This window comes from Micavibrio aeruginosavorus ARL-13, from assembly GCF_000226315.1.
Classification (GTDB): domain Bacteria; phylum Pseudomonadota; class Alphaproteobacteria; order Micavibrionales; family Micavibrionaceae; genus Micavibrio; species Micavibrio aeruginosavorus_B.
In genome coordinates this window covers 742,521-763,819 of the sequence record NC_016026.1, presented here as the reverse complement: position 1 = coordinate 763,819, position 21,299 = coordinate 742,521, and the positions used below count along the sequence as shown (strand labels likewise).

At 56.0% G+C, this 21,299-nt stretch carries 19 protein-coding genes; 15 read left to right on the top strand and 4 right to left on the bottom strand.

The features are described from left to right. Positions 1–353 precede the first annotated feature (353 nt). Positions 354–737: a flagellar biosynthesis repressor FlbT gene (locus MICA_RS03600; RefSeq protein WP_014102329.1), complete on the top strand. Its 384-nt coding sequence runs from the start codon at positions 354–356 to the stop codon at positions 735–737. Next, positions 730–1,191 carry a flagellar biosynthesis regulator FlaF gene (gene flaF, locus MICA_RS03595; RefSeq protein WP_014102328.1) on the top strand — a complete coding sequence of 154 codons (462 nt, stop codon included), beginning with the start codon at positions 730–732 and terminating at the stop codon, positions 1,189–1,191. Before MICA_RS03600 ends, flaF begins: the two co-directional genes overlap by 8 nt. Positions 1,192–1,544: 353 nt before the next feature. Here flaF and MICA_RS03590 read toward each other — a convergent pair whose 3' ends face one another. Beyond that, positions 1,545–2,021 (bottom strand): flagellar protein FlaG, encoded by a 477-nt coding sequence (locus tag MICA_RS03590; protein ID WP_236619955.1) that lies wholly within the window; start codon positions 2,019–2,021, stop codon positions 1,545–1,547. 700 nt (positions 2,022–2,721) lie between these two features. Here MICA_RS03590 and fliF point away from each other — a divergent pair. The 7 genes from fliF (at position 2,722) to MICA_RS03555 (ending at position 9,314) form a co-directional block, all read left to right on the top strand. Further along, complete coding sequence (fliF, locus tag MICA_RS03585) at positions 2,722–4,365, top strand: flagellar basal-body MS-ring/collar protein FliF (RefSeq protein ID WP_014102324.1); 1,644 nt, start codon at positions 2,722–2,724, stop codon at positions 4,363–4,365. Between the two features lie 23 nt (positions 4,366–4,388). Further along, positions 4,389–5,405 carry a flagellar motor switch protein FliG gene (gene fliG, locus MICA_RS03580; protein ID WP_014102323.1) on the top strand — a complete coding sequence of 339 codons (1,017 nt, stop codon included), beginning with the start codon at positions 4,389–4,391 and terminating at the stop codon, positions 5,403–5,405. A 21-nt stretch (positions 5,406–5,426) separates the two neighbouring features. Then, entirely contained in the window at positions 5,427–6,164 is a 738-nt protein-coding gene (locus tag MICA_RS03575; RefSeq protein ID WP_014102322.1) for a FliH/SctL family protein, read from the top strand. A gap of 126 nt (positions 6,165–6,290) precedes the next feature. Further along, positions 6,291–6,539 carry a flagellar motor switch protein FliN gene (fliN, locus tag MICA_RS03570; RefSeq protein ID WP_407635804.1) on the top strand — a complete coding sequence of 83 codons (249 nt, stop codon included), beginning with the start codon at positions 6,291–6,293 and terminating at the stop codon, positions 6,537–6,539. 31 nt (positions 6,540–6,570) lie between these two features. After that, positions 6,571–7,446, top strand: a complete 876-nt coding sequence (locus MICA_RS03565) for a motility protein A (protein ID WP_014102320.1) — start codon at positions 6,571–6,573, stop codon at positions 7,444–7,446. Positions 7,447–7,551: 105 nt separating this feature from the next. Continuing rightward, positions 7,552–8,961: a sigma-54-dependent transcriptional regulator gene (locus MICA_RS03560; protein WP_014102319.1), complete on the top strand. Its 1,410-nt coding sequence runs from the start codon at positions 7,552–7,554 to the stop codon at positions 8,959–8,961. Positions 8,962–9,005: 44 nt separating this feature from the next. After that, complete coding sequence (locus MICA_RS03555; protein ID WP_014102318.1) at positions 9,006–9,314, top strand: hypothetical protein; 309 nt, start codon at positions 9,006–9,008, stop codon at positions 9,312–9,314. A 59-nt stretch (positions 9,315–9,373) separates the two neighbouring features. Here the strand turns inward: MICA_RS03555 and MICA_RS03550 are convergent, their stop codons facing one another. Then, positions 9,374–10,264 carry an OmpA family protein gene (locus tag MICA_RS03550; RefSeq protein WP_014102317.1) on the bottom strand — a complete coding sequence of 297 codons (891 nt, stop codon included), beginning with the start codon at positions 10,262–10,264 and terminating at the stop codon, positions 9,374–9,376. A gap of 180 nt (positions 10,265–10,444) precedes the next feature. Between MICA_RS03550 and flhA the strand changes: the two genes are divergently transcribed. The 4 genes from flhA to MICA_RS03530 all read left to right on the top strand — a co-directional run bounded on the left by flhA (position 10,445) and on the right by MICA_RS03530 (position 15,699). Continuing rightward, positions 10,445–12,547 (top strand): flagellar biosynthesis protein FlhA, encoded by a 2,103-nt coding sequence (flhA, locus tag MICA_RS03545; protein WP_041793777.1) that lies wholly within the window; start codon positions 10,445–10,447, stop codon positions 12,545–12,547. Between the two features lie 190 nt (positions 12,548–12,737). Next, positions 12,738–13,655 (top strand): DUF3137 domain-containing protein, encoded by a 918-nt coding sequence (locus MICA_RS03540; RefSeq protein ID WP_014102315.1) that lies wholly within the window; start codon positions 12,738–12,740, stop codon positions 13,653–13,655. A gap of 129 nt (positions 13,656–13,784) precedes the next feature. Further along, complete coding sequence (locus MICA_RS03535) at positions 13,785–14,858, top strand: flagellar biosynthesis protein FlhF (protein ID WP_014102314.1); 1,074 nt, start codon at positions 13,785–13,787, stop codon at positions 14,856–14,858. 4 nt (positions 14,859–14,862) lie between these two features. Then, positions 14,863–15,699 (top strand): MinD/ParA family protein, encoded by an 837-nt coding sequence (locus MICA_RS03530; protein WP_014102313.1) that lies wholly within the window; start codon positions 14,863–14,865, stop codon positions 15,697–15,699. Positions 15,700–15,858: 159 nt separating this feature from the next. Here MICA_RS03530 and MICA_RS03525 read toward each other — a convergent pair whose 3' ends face one another. Further along, positions 15,859–16,539 (bottom strand): NMCC_0638 family (lipo)protein, encoded by a 681-nt coding sequence (locus MICA_RS03525; RefSeq protein WP_014102312.1) that lies wholly within the window; start codon positions 16,537–16,539, stop codon positions 15,859–15,861. A gap of 98 nt (positions 16,540–16,637) precedes the next feature. Between MICA_RS03525 and MICA_RS03520 the strand changes: the two genes are divergently transcribed. Together MICA_RS03520 and MICA_RS03515 are read left to right on the top strand one after the other, a co-directional pair. Further along, positions 16,638–18,809 (top strand): hypothetical protein, encoded by a 2,172-nt coding sequence (locus tag MICA_RS03520; RefSeq protein ID WP_081463060.1) that lies wholly within the window; start codon positions 16,638–16,640, stop codon positions 18,807–18,809. Between the two features lie 72 nt (positions 18,810–18,881). Continuing rightward, on the top strand, positions 18,882–20,864 hold the full coding sequence (locus tag MICA_RS03515; RefSeq protein ID WP_014102310.1) for a GGDEF domain-containing protein: 1,983 nt from the start codon (positions 18,882–18,884) through the stop codon (positions 20,862–20,864). Here MICA_RS03515 and MICA_RS03510 read toward each other — a convergent pair whose 3' ends face one another. Further along, positions 20,865–21,296: a flagellar FliJ family protein gene (locus tag MICA_RS03510; protein WP_014102309.1), complete on the bottom strand. Its 432-nt coding sequence runs from the start codon at positions 21,294–21,296 to the stop codon at positions 20,865–20,867. Positions 21,297–21,299: the final 3 nt, after the last annotated feature.

Below are 21,299 nucleotides of genomic sequence, written 5' to 3'. Positions count from 1 at the left end.
GAGGGGAATACCACCCTGTCGCCGTCATTCCGGCGCAGGCCGGAATCTTCTTGCCATGAGAGCCGAGACACAATGGATAAAGATTCCGGCCTGCGCCGGAATGATGAAAACCCAACATTCGTGTTTATTCGTGGTTTACGCCCTCGCCCCCACCCCAACCCTCTTCCAAAGGGAGAGGGGGCACCGCCATCGCCCTGTTTTTCTTTTGGAAAATGAAAGGCTTACTTTTTAACTTTCCGCTAATATGTTACTTTTAAGATGGTATTGGTCTTACTGCGGACGGTGACAGCCATTCTGGCGCCATTCCGGCCCCCAATTTTGGGACGTTCGCTTTATCAGGGAAGAAATCCTTCATGGCTCTTATCATCGACCTGAAGCCAGGTGAAAAAATTCTGATCGGCGAAGCCGTCATTACCAATGACAGCCAGCGCACCCGCCTGCACATTGCGGGCAACGCCCCTATCCTGCGGGAGAAGGATGTTCTGCGCGAAGAAGATGTGAACACTCCGGCGAAGAAAATCTATTTTCTGATCCAGTGCATGTACATTTCTTCCAAGCCGGATCAATACTTTGAGAAGTATTTCTCAACCATTCGCGAAATTCAGGAAGCGGCCCCAACCACCACCGTTTTTTTCGCCAGCATTAACGATAAAATTCTTTCCGGCCAGTATTATCAGGCCATGAAAGAAGCGCGTGAACTGATCAAGTACGAACAAGGTTTGATTGATAATGCCTAGTGATCAAAAACCACCATCGACCCCCACCAACCCGCACGCCAGTGCCGCCGGGGCCTATGCCCAGCACGCCCGCACGACAACAACCGACCCGCGCGAGATCGAAGCGCGCGCGTTGTTAAAAGCCGTGCAGAAAATGCAAGACATTCAAAATCGATGGGACAGTTACAAGCTGGAGGAACTGGACGACGCCCTGCGTCACAACCGCCAGATCTGGCTGATGTTCGTGGATAACGCCACCGCCGGCGAAGAGGATGGCCGCCCCGACAGTCTGCGCGCCAATATCGCCAACCTTGGTGCCTATGTTTTCAAACGCACGCTGGATATTCTGGCCGATCCGAAGAAGGAAAAGCTGGACGTGTTGATCGACATCAACCGCGAAATTGCCGCCGGATTGATGACGAAGCCAGCGCCGGAGGGCGAAGCCACGGCGGAGAAAAAGGCCGGAGAGAAGTAACACCGCCCTGCCCCACAATTTTTAAAAATCCCCGGATGCGGAAGACGCGCCGGGGGTTTTTTGTTTTTTGGACCACGAATGGACACGAATAAACACGAATGAGAAGGCGGCCATCCAGAAGTCGTCATCACCCGGTTTATCCGGGTGATCCATACCAGCCCATGGATTGCCCGGATAAACCGGGCAATGACGGATGGCTGGGACGTAGGGTTGGGCTGAAAGATTTCTGCTTATTCGTGGTTTTTACCACCACAATATTCAATACGATCCGCCCCGGATTTATAAAACGCAAACAAAAAAGCGACCGGATGATCGGTCGCCTTGTTTTCAGTTTTCTCCACCTGCTCAAGATGTTACGCGAGAACGCTCACCGTTGTTGTTGGCTGGCTGGCGGCCGCAAAGTTTGCGGCACTGGCAAACGCGGCAAATTGTTGCTGGGTTGGCGTCGGGGCCTGTGTTTGCGGCGCGGGCTGCTGAACCTGCACTTGCTGGACCGGCTGGGACACCTGCTGCACCCGGGTTTCGCGGGCGGATTCTTCAGCCTGGGCCATACGGCGCGCTTCCAGCGTTGCATCCTGGCGGCGCATCGCATCCAGCATCGGCTCGGACGGGATTTGACGAACAACGTCACCCGTGTCCGGGTCACGCAATTGCAAGACAGCCTTGTCGTGATTCACATCAACATGGACATAGGGGCTGATATAGGGGGCCTGCGCCACCACTTGAACCTTGTCAGGGTTCGCAGCTTGCGTGCGCGACGTGCTCTGCTGTTCGGTGCTTCCCCGAATCAGCGGCGCGTTAGACAGCACTGAGTTCACTGCTTCAATCATTCCTTCCTGACCCGTATACCCTCTGTTTGGTGTGCCATCCCGGGTCCCCACCCGGATGCACCGTTTTAAACTTACGCGGCGCGCGGTCACACTTCTGGTATACTACCTAGATACCATGCTACCGCAATTTCACATCCGCTGTCAAGAAAATGCGCATATTCACCCATGTATGCAGTCAATATTCGCCCCGATCATAAGGAAAAACCCACACCATTTAAATATTCGAAAAAACTAAACCACCAAGTTTTATTAAATAATACACCCGATTACTGTGAATAAACCGCACCAAAAAGAGCCAATTATACTACACAACTTAAAAACTATACTTGCGATAGGCCAATTAACTTAAATGAAACATTCCGGTAACAATGAACAGATTCAACAAAGATTAAACAAAACGAGCGCATAATATTACTTGAAATCAAGCCATTACTGGAATTTCAACAGATTTGGCGTGAGAAACAGCACACAGAGCCAGAAAACTCAAAGGGATAGCCCCTGCAGAACAGGCCCGCATACGTGGCAATGGGGCCCGAAACGCGCTATAATTTTTACGATGCGGTTCGCATTTGCGCGGCCCCCTATTCTCGGGTACCTTTGATATGAGAAACCCTCGTTTTCTGCGCCGCGCGTCCGTGCGGTTTGACTTAAAAACAACACCGCGCTCAACCGCTTTAACGCTACTGTCAGGATTGCAGACGTGAACAGCTTTATGGATACATTGCGACAGCTCGGCCCCGCCCGCCTCGGCATCATGGGTGGCGTGCTGGTGACGCTTTTGATCTTTTTCATTTTCGTGTCGATGCGCGTATCCACGCCGTCGCTGAAATTACTGTACAGCGATTTGTCATCCACGGATTCCGCATCCGTCGCCGCAAAGCTGGAAGAATCCCAAATCCGCTACGATGTGTCCCCCGATGGCACGCGCATCATGGTCCCCGAAAGTGAAGTGGGTCGCGCCCGTATGTTGCTGGCCGAAGCTGGCCTGCCCAATGGCGGATCGATGGGTTACGAATTGTTCGATAAACAATCGGGCTTTGGCACCACGAACTTCATCCAGAACATCAATCAGGTTCGCGCACTGGAAGGCGAACTGGCGCGCACCATCGGCTCGCTCGGCCCCATCAAGGCCGCCCGCGTTCATTTGGTTTTGCCGCAACGTGAATTGTTCAGCCGCGAAAACCGCCCGGCCAGCGCCAGCGTGTTTATCCAACTGAACCAGGGTGCCCGCCTGGAACGCGAACAAATTATGTCGATCCAATCGCTTGTTGCGTCCGCTGTACCCAACATGAAAGCCGACAGCGTATCCGTGATTGACAGCCAGGGGAACCTGCTGGCGCGCGGTGGCGAACAGGATACCAGCCTGATGGCGATGAAAGCGGAAGAAATGCGCCGCGCATACGAAACGCGCCTGACGCAGTCGGTTGAAGACATCATTGGCCGCACGGTTGGTTATGGCCGCGTGCGTGCCACGGTCACCGCCGAACTGAATTTCGACCGCGTCACGACCAGCGAAGAGGTCTTTGACCCGGAAAGCCAGGTTGCCCGCTCCGTTCAAACGGTTGAAGAACTGAATTCAGAAAAAGAATCCGCACCGCAAGATGTGTCCGTTCAAAACAACCTGCCGGGTATTTCCGGCGATCTGCTGGGTGAACCGGGCAGCTCGGCCGAAGGGTCCCGCGTTGAGGAAACCACCAACTTCGAAATCAGCAAAACCGTCCGCAACCGCGTCAGCGAAGTCGGCGAAGTGAAACGCCTGTCCGTGGCCGTTCTGGTTGATGGCACCTATGCCACCGATGCCGAGGGTAACAAAACATACCAACCGCGCAGTGAACAGGAACTGGAACAAATTCGCCAGCTGGTACGCTCCGCGATCGGGTATGATGAAAAACGTGGCGATACGGTTGAAATCGTCAACATGCAATTCGCCGATATGGATCTGGGGATCGAAGATACGTCCAACCTGCTGTTCGGTTTTGAACGCAGCGACATCCTGCGCGCCGCCGAAATTATCACCGTGGCGATCATGGTCATTCTGGTCGTTCTGCTGGTTCTGCAGCCGATGGTGGGCCGTCTGTTGGCGACCGAGGGACTGAATGCCGATGAAGATGAAGGCGACCAGCAAACCCTGCTGTCCGCACGCGCACCGACACCGGCCCTGACCGGTCCGGGCGGCGAACAATTCAGCCCGCCGGAAACCGAGGAAGAAGACAGCCTGATCGACATGAAACAGGTCGAGGGTAAAGTTAAAGCCTCCTCCGTCCGCAAGGTCGAAGATATTGTATCCACCTACCCTGCTGAAACCGTCTCCGTCATTCGGAGCTGGATGAGCCAGGAAAGCTAAGATAAAAAGGGAACGAGCGCACGATGCGTGTACGTGAGGATTATCGCACCCTGACTGGTGCCGAAAAAGCCGCCATCTTCATGCTGGCTCTGGGTGAGGAACATACCGCCCGGATTTTCGAGCATATGGATGACGAGGAGATCATGGAAATCTCCCAGACCATGGCGAACCTGGGCAAGGTCAGCGCCAACGTCGTCGAACGCCTGTTTATCGATTTCGCGGAACAAATGAGCTCGACCAACAACCTGGTCGGCACGATGGATTCCACCGAACGCCTGCTGACCAAAGTTCTGGGTAAAGAAAAAGTCAGCCAGATCATGGAAGAGATCCGCGGTCCCGCCGGTCGAACCATGTGGGAAAAACTGGGCAACGTGAACGAGGAAATCCTCGCCAACTTCCTGCAAAAAGAATATCCGCAAACCGTTGCTGTCGTATTGTCCAAGGTGACACCGGACCACGCCGCGCGCGTTATGGCTTTGCTGCCCGAAAACTTCGTGATGGAGGTTATCCATCGCATGTTGCGTATGGAAGCGGTGCAGAAGGAAGTTCTGGAAGACGTTGAAAAGACCCTGCGCACCGAATTCATGGCCAACCTGTCCCGCACCCAGCGCCGCGACAGCCACGAAGTCATGGCCGAGATTTTCAACAACCTCGACCGTTCGGTCGAAACCCGCTTCATGGAAGAACTGGAACGCATCACACCGGAATCGGCCGAGAAGATCCGCAGCCTGATGTTCACGTTCGAAGATCTGGCCAAGCTGGATCCGGCGGCGATCCAGACCATTATTCGCGCCGTGGACAAGGACAAACTGCCCCTCGCCCTCAAAGGTGCGACGGAATCTTTGCGCGATCTGTTCTTCTCTAACATGTCGGAACGTGCGGCCAAGATTATGAAGGAAGACATGGGCGCTATGGGCCCTGTTCGCCTGAAAGAAGTCGAGGAATCGCAACAATACGTGGTCAATGTGACCAAGGATCTGGAAGCCCGTGGCGAGATCGTGATTGCCAGCGGCAACGAGGAAGACGAGCTGATCTACTAAAGTTCGGAACGGCGTTAAAATATGAGTGATAAGAATACAGCATCGCCGAAAGACGTCCGAAAATTCCTGTTCGACCGCAACAAATTCGATGCGGCGGAAGAGGAAGAGGTCCTTGCACCCGACGAACCGCCCCCGCCCCCGACATTCAGCGAAGAAGAATTAGCCAAGGCCACCCGCGCGGCCATGGAGCAAGGGCGTAAGGACGGTATCAACGAAACGCTGGGCAGCATTGAAAAAGACGTTTCAATGACGCTGAACAGCATCCGCGATCATTTCGACCTGCTCTTCCGCGCCGAAGCCATGCGTTACAACACGTTTGAAGAAGAAGCAGTGCAACTGGCCCACGCCATTTTTAAACGCTGTTTCCCGTCGTTGAATGAACAGGCGGGTCTGAATGACGTGAAAATCATGATCGAAAATGTACTGGAAACGGTACGCGATATGCCGGAAATCGTGATCGAAGTACCCGAATCTTACGTCGATGCGATTCGCCAGCATATTGATTCGATTTTGCGCGACAGCGGCCAGGGGGCCCGCTGCACCGTGCGCAGCCACCCGTCGCTGGCCGCCGGACAATGCCGGATGGGGTGGGCCAACGGCACCGCCGTGCGCGATCCCCAGCATCTGGCCGAACAGATTAGCGCCCAAATTGAACAGGTCCTTGCAGACCGGGCCAACCTGACCGATAATAGTGAACAGAATATTCACAATGCGGTGATTTCCGTAACTGAATCCCCCGCATCCGATCAAAGCCAATAAGCTGGAGAAGTCCCCATGACGGACGATAATCAGGATACAAAAGCCAAATCAGGGATGAACCTGAACGAAATCGAATCCGTCGGTCTGCCCGAAAGCGACGAGAAGGATTACGAATACGGCGAACCCATGGCCGGCGATGTGACCGCTATCTATGATATTCCAGTGCAAATTTCCGCCGTTCTGGGCCGTTCCACCATGCAGGTCAGCCAGTTGCTGAAACTGGGCCGGGGTGCGGTGGTTGAACTGGACCGCAAGGTTGGCGAAGCCATCGACATCTACGTCAACAACCGCCTGGTCGCCCGCGGCGAGGTCGTCGTGGTCGAGGACAAGCTGGGCGTGACCATGACCGAGATTGTCAAATCGGATCGCAACTAATACTCTGCCCCATTCTTTTTGGTAAAACTGTATGACCAGTGATGCATCCCAACTGCGTGCCGCACAAAGCTCCGATGATTCATCCGGGGCTGCGGGTGGTCCGGATGTGGTGCTCAGCATCACCCCACCCCGCCGCAAGCTGGATCTGGCCACTGTTATCGGCGTCACCAGCGCGCTGGCCCTGATCGCCGGGGGAATTGCCATTGGCCAAAGCAACGCCAGCTTCTTTAACCTGCCATCCATCCTGATTGTTGTTCTGGGCACGGTGGCCGCCACCAGCATTTCCTTCACCGGCGAAGAGTTGCGCAAATCCATTGGCGTCATGGGAAATTCCCTGTTCCGCCGCGTCTGGAAGCCTGCCGTCATGGCAAAACAATTGATGGATCTGGCCATGATTGCACGCAAGCGCGGTTTGCTGGCTCTGGCCGGGGCCGAAGGTGAACTGAAGAAAGACAAATTCCTGCAAAGCGCCGTACAGTTGGTCACCGACGGTTACAACGCCGATGACATTGACCGTGTGCTGAGTCAGGAAATCGACGCGCTGGTCGAACGCCACCGCCGTTCCGCCAACATTCTGCGTCGCGGATCCGAAATTGCCCCGGCCATGGGCCTGATCGGAACGCTGATCGGTTTGGTGCAAATGTTGGCCGATCTGGATAACCCGGATGCCATCGGACCGGCCATGGCCGTGGCCTTGCTCACAACCTTTTATGGCGCGGTGCTGGGGATGGTTTTGCTGGCCCCGCTGGCGGCCAAGCTGGAACGCAATTCGAATGACGAGGCCACAATCAAAACCATGATCGCCCTGGCCATGACGTCGATTGCCCGTCAGGACAATCCTCGCCGTCTGGAAATGCTGTTAAACAGCGAATTGCCCCCGACCGAGCGCATCAAATATTTCGATTGAGAATCAAGCCTTAAAGCTGTGAAAATTATGGCAAAATACGCCATTCACCCTTTTCCTTCCCCATCTTTGGCCCTAATATCATTGACTCAAAGGGGTTAAGTGAACATGCGTCTTATGATTGTCGGACAACTTGAAGGCTATATCAGCGCGGCGGGTAAAATCGCCCTGCAGCGCGGGGCCAAGGTCATCCATTGCGAAGATATCGAGCAAGCCCTCGGCGCGTTGCGGAACGGCAAGGGTGCCGATCTGGTCATGATCGACGTCAAACAAAAAGTCGGCCAGTTCGTTGAGGCGTTGAAAGTCGAACGCATTCATTTGCCCGTCGTTGCCTGCGGCATCAACACCGATGCCCGCGCCGCCGTAAAGGCGATTCAGGATGGGGCGAAGGAATACATCCCCCTGCCCCCGGATGCGGAATTGATCGCGGCCGTTTTGTCCGCCGTGACCGAAGAAAACAACACAATGATCGCCAATGATGCGGTCATGCAGGCCGTCGTCAAAATGGCCGACAAAATCGCCCCCTCCGAAGCCACCGTGTTGATCACGGGTGAATCCGGTACGGGTAAGGAAGTGATGTCGCGTTACATTCACAACAAATCCAAACGCAAGGACGGCGCCTTCATCGCCCTGAACTGCGCCGCCATTCCGGAATCATTGTTGGAATCCGAATTGTTCGGCCATGAAAAGGGCGCGTTTACCGGCGCAACATCCCGCCGCCTTGGCAAATTTGAAGAAGCGCATGGCGGCACATTGCTGCTGGACGAAGTGACCGAGATGCACCCGTCATTGCAGGCCAAATTGCTGCGCGCGATTCAGGAACGCGAAATCACCCGTATTGGTAACAACGACCCGGTGAAGGTTGATGTGCGTTTGATCGCCACATCGAACCGCAATCTGGAAGACAGCGTGAAGAAGGGCGAGTTCCGCGAGGATCTTTATTTCCGTCTGAACGTCGTCAATATCCGCCTGCCCGCCTTGCGTGAACGCCCGGGCGATATTGTGCCACTGGCTCAGTTTTTCGCCGACAAATTTTCCGAACAGAATGGCGTCGAACGCAAACGTATCGCGGCGGACGCCCAACGCGCCCTGCAATCCTATAAATGGCGCGGCAATATTCGCGAGCTGGAAAACACCATGCACCGCGCCGTGCTGATGTCGATGGCCGACGAAATCGAAACCGAAGCCATCTTCCTGCCCGAAGGTGGCGGCCTGGGGTCATCCCCAGCGGCCAGCCCCGGCAACGCCCCGTCCATGTCCGGCGTGTCCGGCGCGGGCGCGTCGGCCACATCCGCCCCGTCAGACGTCCAGAATCCGGGCGCGGTCGAGACCCTGGTGGGCCGAACCATCGCCGATGTGGAACGCCATATGATATTGAATACATTGGATCATTGTTTGGGCAACCGGACCCATGCCGCCAATATTCTGGGTATTTCCATACGGACCTTGCGGAACAAGCTGAACCAGTATAAAGACGAGGGGATCGATGTCCCGGCCGCCGCCGGCGGGGAGCGATAAGCCCCTAAGAAACAACCAAAAACGACTGACAAGGATACATAATCATGATCAATTTCCGTACCCTGATGCTGAGCGCAATGATCCTGCCGGCCCTGGCTCTGGCCGCTTGCGACAACAAAAAAGAAGACGCTGCTCCGGCTGATGCCGCTGCAACTGAAGAAGCCGCTCCGGCTGCTGACGCTGCGCCGAGCAACGCTGAAATGGGCATTGAAATGCCGCAACCGGAAGCCGTTGAAAACACCGCTCCTGTGATGGAAGCCCCGGTTATGGAAGCTCCTGCGATGGAAGCCCCGGCCGCTGAAGAAGCTGCTCCGGTTGAAGCTCCGGCTGCTGAAGAAGGCGCTGCACAGTAATTCCGTGCCGCATTGAATACAAAAACGGGGCCCAGCGGCCCCGTTTTTTATCGGATTTTTTATCCGGTAAAACCAAACGATGGCGTGGCGACAATATCCACGCGACGATTTTCGGAATGATCACCAGTCTCTGTATCGTTATCACCCAACAGCGTATCGGCATGTTCTTCGTTCTCGACCGCAATACGGTCCGGATCAATCCCCATTTGCGCTAACGCATTCCGTACGGCAATGGCGCGGCGCATGGACAATGACGGATTGGCCTTCTTGCGCCCGCTGGTATCGGTGACGCCAGATAAATCCAACGTCCAGTGCGGGCGGTGCCGCATGGCCATGGCCAGATCCATCAGCACAATACGTGCCTGTTCATTGATCACGATGCTGTTGGTATCAAAATACACGGCGGTGCGCACTGCCGCCTGATCCACGTCACCGGACAGGCTTTGCATCGCATTTCGGAATTGATCGCGGCAGGGCAGCGTGGCAATGACCGACAGCACATCCTGTCGCATGGCCGATTGCGCGACCCAGCAATCAAAGCTCACCTGCGCCACGGCCAGGGCATTGTCATTCCCAATCCCGCGCATGATGGAGAGCGCTTCGTCCAGCGCCATCGCCGCCTGATCCAGATCGGGGGTCAGCGATACGGGGATGATATTGGGATCCACGATATCCCGCGCGACCGGCTTGGCTTTTGCCGCGGCAAAGGCCTTGCGCGCGAAATGGGTGGACAGGTCACGGTCCCCGCCCTCCTGCTCCATCCCGGCCAGCGCCTGATACTCCCGCGCCAGATAGCTGTTATAATCGGACCCGCTGACCTTCAACGACCGGACATTGGTCGTCACACAGGCCGACATCATGCCGCCGGCCATGCCCAGCAGTAAAACAAGGCGAACGACACGGGCAAAGCCACGATACGGAAAACAGGGGGCGGGCAATGTGGAAATCATCCCCCGAATCCTAATCGAAAACCGCAGAATGACAAGTGTTTAACGCCGAAATCGGCGGATCAGGGTTTGCATGTTCCCCGCGCCCTGCGTAAAATATTATGAACACCTGCCCCCCCCGAACCGGGGTTTGGGGCGGGCGTTTTTTGTGTAATACGCTTATCCCTTCTGGACTGTTTGTTCATGGCTGATGCACCGTCGAATTTTTCGTTGAATGTTGGTCGCGCCAAGGGTGCGGCCGGATCGGTGCTGCGCGGGGATGCGTTGCTGGCTCTCGGCATTGTCATCATCCTGATGTTCATGCTGGTCCCGTTGCCGCCCTTCATTCTGGATATGGGGTTGTCCCTGTCCATTACCTTCTCGGTTCTGGTTCTGATGACGGCGCTGTTTATCCGCACGCCGCTGGAATTTTCAACGTTCCCGACCGTGTTGCTGATTACCACGGCGTTGCGTCTGGGTTTGAACATTGCCTCCACCCGCCTGATCCTTGAGAAAGGGCACGAAGGGTCCGCCGCCGCGGGCCATGTCATCGAAGCGTTCGGAACATTCATCATCCGCGAAAACTACGTGATCGGCGGTATTGTTTTCGCCATTCTGGTCATCGTCAACTTCGTCGTTATTACCAAGGGTTCGGGCCGTATCGCCGAGGTCGCCGCACGTTTCACATTGGACGCCATGCCCGGCAAACAAATGGCCATCGATGCCGATTTGTCATCCGGCCTGATCACCGAGGACGAAGCCAAAATCCGCCGCAAAAACCTGGAGCAGGAAAGCACCTTCTTCGGGGCTATGGACGGTGCGGCAAAATTCGTGCGTGGCGATGCCATCGCCGGTTTGTTGATCACCTTCATCAACGTGGTCGCTGGTATCATCATCGGTACGGCGCAACACGGTTTGAGCATGGCGGAATCCGCCCAGAATTATACCCTGCTGACCATTGGTGATGGTCTGGTCAGCCAGATCCCGGCCCTGATCGTATCCGTATCGGCCGGTATGCTGGTGTCCAAGGCCGGTGTCGAAGGCGCCGCTGACAAAGCCCTGACGGCGCAGTTTTCACGTTATCCAAAAGCCATGGGCCTGACCGGCGGATTGATCATCGCGCTCGGCCTGGTCCCCGGCATTCCCACCCTGCCCTTCCTGTTCCTGGGTGGTGTCACCAGCGGCCTGGCCTGGATCAGCATGCGCGGCCAGCAGACGAAGGAAGAAGAAAAGCTCGCCCTCGCCGCCCCAGACAAACCGGGCGTGGTGGCAGAGGAACCGATTTCCAAAGCCCTGGCTATCGACACGATCAGGCTGGAATTGGGCTATGGTTTGCTTCCGCTGGTTCAGGGCGAAGGCAGCAACAAGCTGACCGATCAGGTCAAGGGCCTGCGCCGCCAATTGGCCGAAGACATGGGCTATATCCTGCCCGCCGTGCGGATTCAGGACAATCTGCAACTGCCCGCCAACACCTACACCGTTCGCATCAAGGAAATCGAAGCCGGCCGTGGCGAAGTACGCCCGGGCATGTTGATGTGCATGGACCCGACGGGCGCGGCCATCACTCTGCCCGGCGAAAATACGGTGGAACCAACCTTCGGCCTGCCCGCCATGTGGATCGACGAACAATATCGCGAGGAAGCGCATTTCCGTGGCTACACCGTTGTAGACGCCCCAACGGTTGTCACCACGCATTTGACCGAAATCGTCAAGGACAACATGGCCGACCTGATGTCCTATACCGAAACACAAAAATTGCTGGACGAACTGCCGGGCGATTACCAAAAACTGGTCGCCGATGTCGTGCCCACAAAAATGTCGGTCAGCGGCCTGCAACGTGTGTTGCAAAATCTGGTGTCCGAACGCGTATCCGTCCGCGACATGCCCACCATTCTGGAGGGCATTGCCGAAGCCTCCATCTACACCAAAAACGTCACCATCATCACCGAACATGTGCGGTCCCGTCTGGCCCGCCAGATTTGCGAACGCAACGTCAACGCCCATGGCGTGGTCCCGTTGGTCACCTTGTCCCCCGATTGGGAACAGGCCTTTGCCGAATCCCTGCTGGGTGATGGCGAAGAAAAACAACTGGCCATGGCCCCCAGTCAATTGCAGGATTTCATTACAGCGGTGCGCGGCGTATACGAAAAACTGGCCCAGACGGGCGAAGTTCCGGTGATGCTGACATCCCCCGGCATTCGCCCCTATGTCCGGTCGATCGTCGAACGTTTCCGCCCACAAACGGTGGTGATGTCCCAAAACGAAATCCATCCGAAAGCGAAAATCAGGACGCTGGGGCAGATTTGATTATCCCCTCTCCCAAAGGGAGAGGGCAACGAAACCCGGCTTTTCTTTTAGAAAAGCCTCGGTTGAGTGGGTGAGGGGTTCAGGCGCTTCTGTTCCACACCGCACCCCCTCACCCAGCGAAGGCTAAGGCGCTTTGCGCCAAAACCTTCGCAACCCTCTCCCCTTGGGAGAGGGGTTACAGGAAACAAGAATGACAAACGCTTCCGACATCGCCACCCTCTGCGCCACGCTGGATGAACAACGCCAGCGTTATATGCAGATTTTTGTCATGGGGGCTCCGATGGTCTTTGCTGCCCTCTGTGCCATTGGCGCATTGATGATGACGGAAGATACGGGATTTCCGTGGATGTTCGTTTTATTCTGGACCGCGATTGCCTCGTTGATCCTGTTCCACGTGATGAACATGAAATACCGCACGCGGACCAAGGCCGCGCTGATGCGCGATCTGGCCGCCGGGATGGGATTGGAATTCAAAGCCGACGGCGTGATGAGCTGGGACGATGTCGCCCCCCACGCCATTCTGCCCCCGCACGACCGGTGCGGGATCGAAGATGGCTTCACGGGCACGATCGCCAATGTTCCCGTCGCGTTTCAGGAAATGAACCTGGTTGATGTCAGCCGTGACCGTGATGGCGACACCACCGAAACCACCGTCTTTCACGGTGCCGTCATCCGCATCGGGATCGGCAAAACCCTGAACGCCCACACGGTGATTATGCCCGATGGGGTTGCCGGGCGGTTTTGGCGCACCGCCTTTTCAAAATTTGAACCCGTCCGCCTGTCCGCTCCGGATTTTGAAAACCGGTTCGACGTGATGGCCACGGACCAGTTGGAAGCGCACTACATCCTCGACCCCAGCTTTATGGAATCCTTCTTGGCCGTTGGCGAGCATATCGGCACAAAGCATTTCGAGGCGAGTTTCCGCGGGTCCGAAATCCTCTTCGCCATTTCACGCCCCGGCGCATTATTTGAAATCGGCCATTTGTTCCACACCCTGACCGCGCAGGATCTGACCACGGTACAAAATGAAATTGCCGCCATCGAAGGGCTGGTTAACGCCTTGAAATTGAATCCCTATACCGGGCTGGGCGCAAAAATCCCGGACTAGCCCCGCCATTCCTCGCATTTTTCTCAAATCCGGGGATTCACTTAGGCTCCCTTTACGTTTATTCTGTAGAATAGTGATTCTAGAAAACATATAATCGTTAAGTGAATCACAGAGTTCACGGTCCCGCCCATGCGCCTTAAATCGTTCTATGCCAAAACCATGACAGAGGCATTGCATATGATCCGCGAAACGCTCGGAGAAGATGCCATTATCGTCGCAACCCGCGAAGAAAACGGGGGTAAATCCGTGCGCGTCACCGCCGCCGTGGAGCAGGAAACGTTTGAGTCCCACAATGATGGATGGGACGAACCCGCCATTTCCACCCCGCAAAGCCGAGCGCAGGATGGCGGATGGTTGCAATATGATTCCGAACAGGACGAAAACGCGGTCGCCGAAGAGCTGACCGACATCATGCTGAAGCATGCCGTGCCGGAAGAAATCACGGATCAGGTCGTGTCCTGCGCCACCGTGGCCGGCATGGGCAACGCACATGAGGCACTGGTTGCCGCCCTTGAACATCTTTACGTATTCCGCCCCCTGCCCCACAAGGCGGTCGGCAAAAATTTCGTGCTGGTCGGCCCGCCGGGTGCGGGCAAGACGTTGGGTGTGGCAAAAATGGCCACCCGCGCCGTTATGGCCGGGCAAAAAGTGGCGGTTATCACCACCGATACATTACGTGCTGGCGGCGTCGAACAACTGGCCGCATTTACCAAAATCCTGAACGTGCCGCTGGAAAAAGCGCGCGATCCGCGTGATCTGGGCCGGGCGATGGATGCGGTGCGCGGTGCCGACCAAATCGTGATTGATACCGGGGGTCTGAACCCCTTTAACCCGCAGGAAATGCGCGATCTGGCCCGCATGATGGCCGTGGCCAACATGGACCCCATTCTGGTCATGCCGGCGGGTGTTGATGCCGATGAATCCGGGGAAATGGCCCGTGTGTATGCCAGCCTGGGCGTCCGCACCATGATTTCGACCCGTTTGGATATTGCCCGCCGTATTGGTGGGCTTCTGGCCGCCGCCCATTATGGTGGCCTGGTTTTTGCAGACGCCAGCAATACATCTCAAGTGGCCGAGGGCCTGTTCGGGATGTCGCCGGATCGTCTGGCGCGTATCTTGATGCCCCGCAGTACGCCCGCAGATCGTGGTTCCACGGCCACATCCGCAACGGCGTTGCCCAAAAAGACAGTAAACGCAGGATAAGACCATGAGCGAGTCACCATTAACGGCTGAAAAAGACCCAGCGACGCCCACAACGCCGACATTCCGGCGCGGGAAGAACATTATCGCGGTTGCCAGCGGCAAAGGCGGCGTGGGCAAGACATGGTTTTCCATCACCCTGTCCCACGCGCTGGCGCGTCAGGGCAAAAAGGTCCTGTTGTTTGACGGGGATCTGGGTCTGGCCAACGTGGACGTGCAACTGGGTCTGATGCCGAAACGCGATTTGAACGACGTGATCCGTGGCCGTCTGGGTCTGGATAAAGTTGTTCAGCGTTACGAAGAAGGCGGATTTGACATTATCGCTGGCCGTTCCGGTCAAGCCTCCCTCTCTGCCCTGCCGGGGCAGCGTTTGACCTTCCTGCGCGATCAATTGCTGGAAGTGGCCGACAAATATGATGTCGTCATCATCGATTTGGGCGCCGGCGTTGACCGCACCGTGCGTATGATGGCCGCAACATCCACGCGCACCTTGCTGGTGTCCACGGATGAACCGACATCGCTGACCGACGCCTATGCCTTTATCAAACTGGGCAATGCCGCCGGCATGTCGAAAAATATCGGCATCGTGGTGAACCAAGCCCCGAACACGATTGAGGGCGAGCGCACATATAAAACCCTGCTGAAAGCCTGTGAAAACTTCCTGCGCCTGTCCCCGCCGATGATGGGTATGGTGCGCATTGATCCGCGCGTGAAGGAATGTATCCGCAACCAGACACCGTTGCTGATCCGCTCCCCTAACACCGAGGCGGCTGAAGACGTTGAGAAGATCGCCCGCGCCGTTATGCGCGACATGGCCGAAACCCGCGCAGCGGCCACGGCGTAGAGAAAAAACAGAAAAATAAAAACCCCGGAGATGCTCCGGGGTTTTTTGTTTTTAAAACTCTTCCTCCGTTTGGCATCCCCGTGAAAACGGGGATCCACAGGGACGATCCACACATCCTATGGATTCCCGCTTACGCGGGAATGCCGGATGATGGAGAGATTACATCTTCGCACCACTCTCAATCGCGAAGATGCTGATAATCGCGGCCAGACTGGGATGCGTGGTGCTGGTGGTGGCCACCATGCCAATGTCATTGCCCATCTCCGGACGGCGCACGGCGATCAAGGTGCGTTTCAATTTTTGCTCCTTGTCGTTTTCGGTCCGCAGTTCATAGGTGATTTTTTGCTCACCCTTGTTCTTGTCCAGATTGTCTTTCATCCACTTCATCATCTCGTGGACTTTCTTTTCATCGGCCTTGCGGGAATAAATCGTGCATGCGCCGTTATCTTCGGACACCAGAACGAAACGTCCCTGTTTGCCGCTGGCCGACCATGCAAGGCCTTTACCGGACGGTGTGTTGCTCAAAAACGGCTTGGCGTCTTCACCGGTGACTTCCGGCAATTTTACCTCTTTCACCCATTTGCGCAGGCGCTCTTTGTCCCCGCCATTGGCCAGACAGGCCTGCATAAACAGGTTTACGGCGAACTCGGCCTGCTCCACCGGGGTGGCCTCGGTGATTTTAACGGTCTTGCCCTCGGGCGCGGCCTTGGCGGCCTCCTTGGTTGCTTCTTTAGCGGGGGCGGCCTCTTTGGCCTTCTCCTCGGCCATGGATGGATGGGTCAAAGCCAGCCCGGCCAGAACCATGAAAACAAACCCGAATCTTTTGAAATTATTGTGCATTTTGCCTATCCCGGTTAACAGTCTTTGTCCCGATTTGGTGGTATAATAAGGGGAAATTAGCCTCTGGATTACGTCTTTTTTATGAAGTTTGCAATGGCATGACCGACACAGGTTCATCATCCCTGCCACCAGGGGCACCCCCACCCCAAAGGCCGGCAAAAACCCCTTCTGTTTTGGGGCTGGTCACCGGACGTGTGGCCGCCATTGCGCAAGCTCTGATTCAACGGATCCAAACCACCACTGTCAATGGCGTCGTCGTCGGTCAGAATAAAGACGGAAGCACCAAAATCCGCACGGCGAATGGCGACGTGGATGTGGTTTTACGCGGACGCGATTCCCTGCCCCCGGGCACACAGGTGGAAATTACCATCCCCCCCGCGCGCGCCGATGGCGAACCCCCGCGCCAGGTCAGCATACTGGAGGTAGCCCCGCGTCCGGATCAACCGCCCCCGACATCGACATCGGCCCCGAAACCGGACACACCGCAAACAACCATCACAAAACCCGCAACAGATCCCGCATCATCCAGCGGGAATAATAATGCGTCCGTGGATGACAAACCACGCCCCGCCCCAACAGCCCCAATTATCACGCGCCCGTCATTGCCGCCGGAATTAAGCGAAGCGCTGGCGCAAACACAACAACCGCGCCCAGTCGTAACGCCAGCACCCGCACCGTTACAACCGGATGTGATTATCCGTTTGGTGCCCCTGCCCGCAGCACAATTGCACGACATCGTTCTTCCCGTAGCCGAGGATGTCACAATCCCCACGTCCGTTATTCGCGCAAGCGTCGTGCCGCAGGACATTGCGAAGGATGTTGCGCAGACATTGGTTCCCGCGTTTCCCGCAACAAAACCGGCCGCCATCAAATCCGTTTCACCCGCAACTGTTACCACATTACCGCCACTGAGGGACGCCCCTGTGGCGCTGTCACGCCCGGCACCCGCGGCGACATCGCCCGGCTTTTACGCTGTCCCGACGGTAACGCCCGCAATCACAACGCCCGCCACCATGCCCGATATGGCCATGACCGCCTTGCCGCAAGGGGCCCTATGGCCAGCGCCCTTACCCGCCCCACTGCCGACCACGCTGATCCAAACGCCAATACTTCAGGCTATGCCCGTGGCTCCCAATTCGATCACACCGCAGGGACAAACCGCGCCCGCAGGCCCGGCCCTGCGCCCGCACACGCTGGATGCGCGCATCACCGCCATTCATCCGGGTGAAGGGATTGTCCGCCTGTCCCCCACGCAATCAACGCAGTCGATCATTACACCAGATGTGACGGTCCCGGTGTTGAACAACCCCAATCCCATCACGACACAGGCCACCATTATCGGCCACATGCCAACGCAAAATAATCCCGTGGCCGTGGTGCATGCGCCATTGATTGCCTCCAACCAATTGTTTGTCATCCAATGGGCAGGGGATGCCCCGATGACCGGTATGACGCTGGATTTATTGCCGCGTTCGGTGCCTGTACCGCTGCCCGGTGTGGCCCCGGATGGATCATCCCTGCCTGTGCCCGGCGTACCAACCTCTACGGCACCCGTTATGCCCGGCATGGCCAGCCTGACACCGCCATCCATTTTATTCGCCGATTGGGACTGGCCCGCTATGGACGACATGATCCAGACCCTGTCGGTAACCGCGCCACAGGTCGCCGCCGCCACGGCCCGGATGATTCCAAACGCGGCATCACCATCACAGGCCGGGGCCGCAATGATGTTCCTGTTCGCCGCCATTCGCGCCAACGATGTGGCAGGATGGCTGGGTGATGATGCCATCAGTGCCCTGCGCCGCGACTCTCGCGGGATGCAGGCTTTGACCCGCATGGGACGCGATATTGCCGGATTACAAAAAACCGATGCCGAACCCGTGACACAGGATTGGAAAGCCCTGACCCTGCCCATGATGTGGCAAAACGACATTCACAAAATCCATATGTTCTATCGTCGCCAGCACAGCGATCAGGATGAAGAAAATTCCGATGCAAAAAAAGGCGACAGCACCCGGTTCATTTTCGACCTGAATCTCGACCGTATGGGCGATCTGCAGATTGATGGATTGATGAAGGACAAACGGCTCGATTTGATCCTGCGCACCCGGGAAAAATCCTTCAGCCCGTCGATGCAGGCCCATATGAAAGGCCTGTATGTCGCCGCCCTGGAAAACGCCGGAATGAAGGGGGCGTTGGGCTTCCAATCCCGGTCCGAAGATTGGGTGCGCGTCGATGTTCGCCGTGCAGAAGTGCAGGAATCCGCCTGATTCCCCATTTCTTAATGGTTTTTAAGCCTTTTCCGCATAGGATACGCGTGAATCAGACGGGAGGCGCCGTTTATGGCCACCGGACATGTCGTTATTGAATCGCTGGCCGCCCTGCCCCACGCGCAGGAGGTGCAGAGTTATTTGATTAATCTGGCCGCCGCCGCGACCGGAAAGAAAAAACCTTCGCCCGATTTGATCCCCGATTTAAACCGCAAGAGCGGCGTGTTCGTCACCGCCACCGACATCAATATGGTGTTGGACCATATCCGCACATTGTATATCGACAACGGGTATCGCGACCCACAGGATCTTGAAAACGATTTGATCCGCACATTGCAACCCGACATGCCGGAATCCGCAATTGCCGCCGCCGATCGTTATGCCGCCGATGATATGATCCCCGACCAATTGACGGGGTACCAGCAAAAAACCAAAGTGCCCTTGGTCATGGGGTTGGCCGCCCTGTACGAACAAACAACGGGCCAGCCCGTCAGCGTGATGGAAATTGATTACAGCAATATGCGCGGCACGAACGAACATTTTGCCCGCCTGATCGGCACCGCCGAAGGACGCAGCCCTGACAGCGTCATGCGCGACGCCATGAACATGACGGATTATATTTCCCTGATCGTCGCACAAACCATTACGAATACGGTGCAAAATCATATCGGTGACCGTGCTGATGTCGCCATGATCCCCCTGCGCACGGGCGGGGATGAAGTGCGGATTGTCCTGCCCGGATTACCGGCAGATGAAGCCCGCGCCATGCTCAACGATGTGCATGATCAAATTGAACAGGTCACCGCCCGCGCAGGATTGCACGATCATATCCATTCCAAACGCCCGTTGGATGATCGATCCAACGGGTTCGGGGCTTGCGCAACCATCTTTGAATTGAAAGCCAATGGGCACAATGCCTATAGCGAAGTCATTAAAGCCGCCGACCATGATATTCAACGCACCAAAACGGAATTGGGGCAAAACCGCCTGAACAATCCGGCTCTGAACGCCCTGAAACCATCGGGCAGTATGGACCCCAATCTTTACACCGACCCAGATATCGCCGCCGACCATTACACCCATGTTATGGCGGCCATGGCGGATTTATATCAAAAGCACGTTGATATAAAATTGGACATCAATACGATACCGTCACTGGAATCGCTGGCCACAAAATTAAAACCGGATCATTTCCTGACCCTGAAACAGATTGAAACATCATTCCACGATCATTTATTGACCGCCATGAAGGATCAAGGACTGACCCTGACGCGGGATCAGGAACGGTTACTCAGCGCCAAGGTCACAAAATTCCCCTCAACCGATTTTGCCAGTGGCACATTGATCGCGCGTGATTTCCCGGCCATGGCCGGGGCGGCCCTGCGCGTGATTGACGATATCAACGCGCGCACCGGGCACAATGAACCACCCATGACCATGGGGGTCAGCTTTCACAATCTGGCCGGCTTGAATGAAACATTGGGGCATGAGGTCAGCAATTCCGTCCTGCATTATCAGGCCCAGCACATCATTGGCGCCGCCCTGCACAAGGAAGGGATTGCCGATGAAAATTTCGTTCTGGCCCATATGGGTGGCGGTGAATTTCGTGTCCTGATCCAACCCGTGATCCCACGCGACAATGCCCCGCCACAGATCATCACCAACCAAAACATGATGAATGTTTACCAAAACATTCAAACCGGTGTTCAGGCCCTGAACGTCGTGCGGGTTGATGATTTTATCGCCCTGCATGGCGGGCATATGGACACCAGCGACATGCCCGATTATATCGCCGACATTAAAAACCCGCGCGCGGAACTACGCGGAACCGAAGACGGAGTGGTGGCCACCGTCTTTATCGCCCCATTCAAGACGGATGCCATATCCGATAAAAATGCATCCCGCCGCGGCGGAACCATCACAAACTTCATTGGTGAAAAATTATTCGAAGCGACTCAGGATCGGCGAACCCAAACACTCGCATCCCTGCCCTCACCACATAGCGCAGCCCCGGAACCAACGGGACCGCATGATAAAAATCGGTCTTTGTTCTAACTATTCCTTCGCCTCATCATTGCGACGAAATGTTTCCAGGCCAATTTCATCCAGCATGATCGTTTCCTTGCGGTTTTGTTCCGCCTCTTCGCGATCTTCACGATTTTTCTGGGTAATTTGCACCTTTTTTAAATCGGCGAAGGCGGCACGAATCTCATCCTGCGCCCGCTCAATCCGGGCGTTGATCTTGGCGATGGCCCCATCCATCTGGGCGATTTTTTTGCGCTGGACTTCGGCGTAACGCCCGTAATAGGTCGTGGCTTCGGTCACTTCGCTCTGGCTGGCCAGTTCTTTTTCATGGGCCAGATCCGCTTCCATCTTGTCGCGCTTTTGTTGCAGATTTTCTGCCTCACGATACAGGCTGGAGAGGACTTTCTGTTTTTCATCGATGACATATTTGCGCCAGCGGATCAGGGGGTTGAGATCAGCCATACT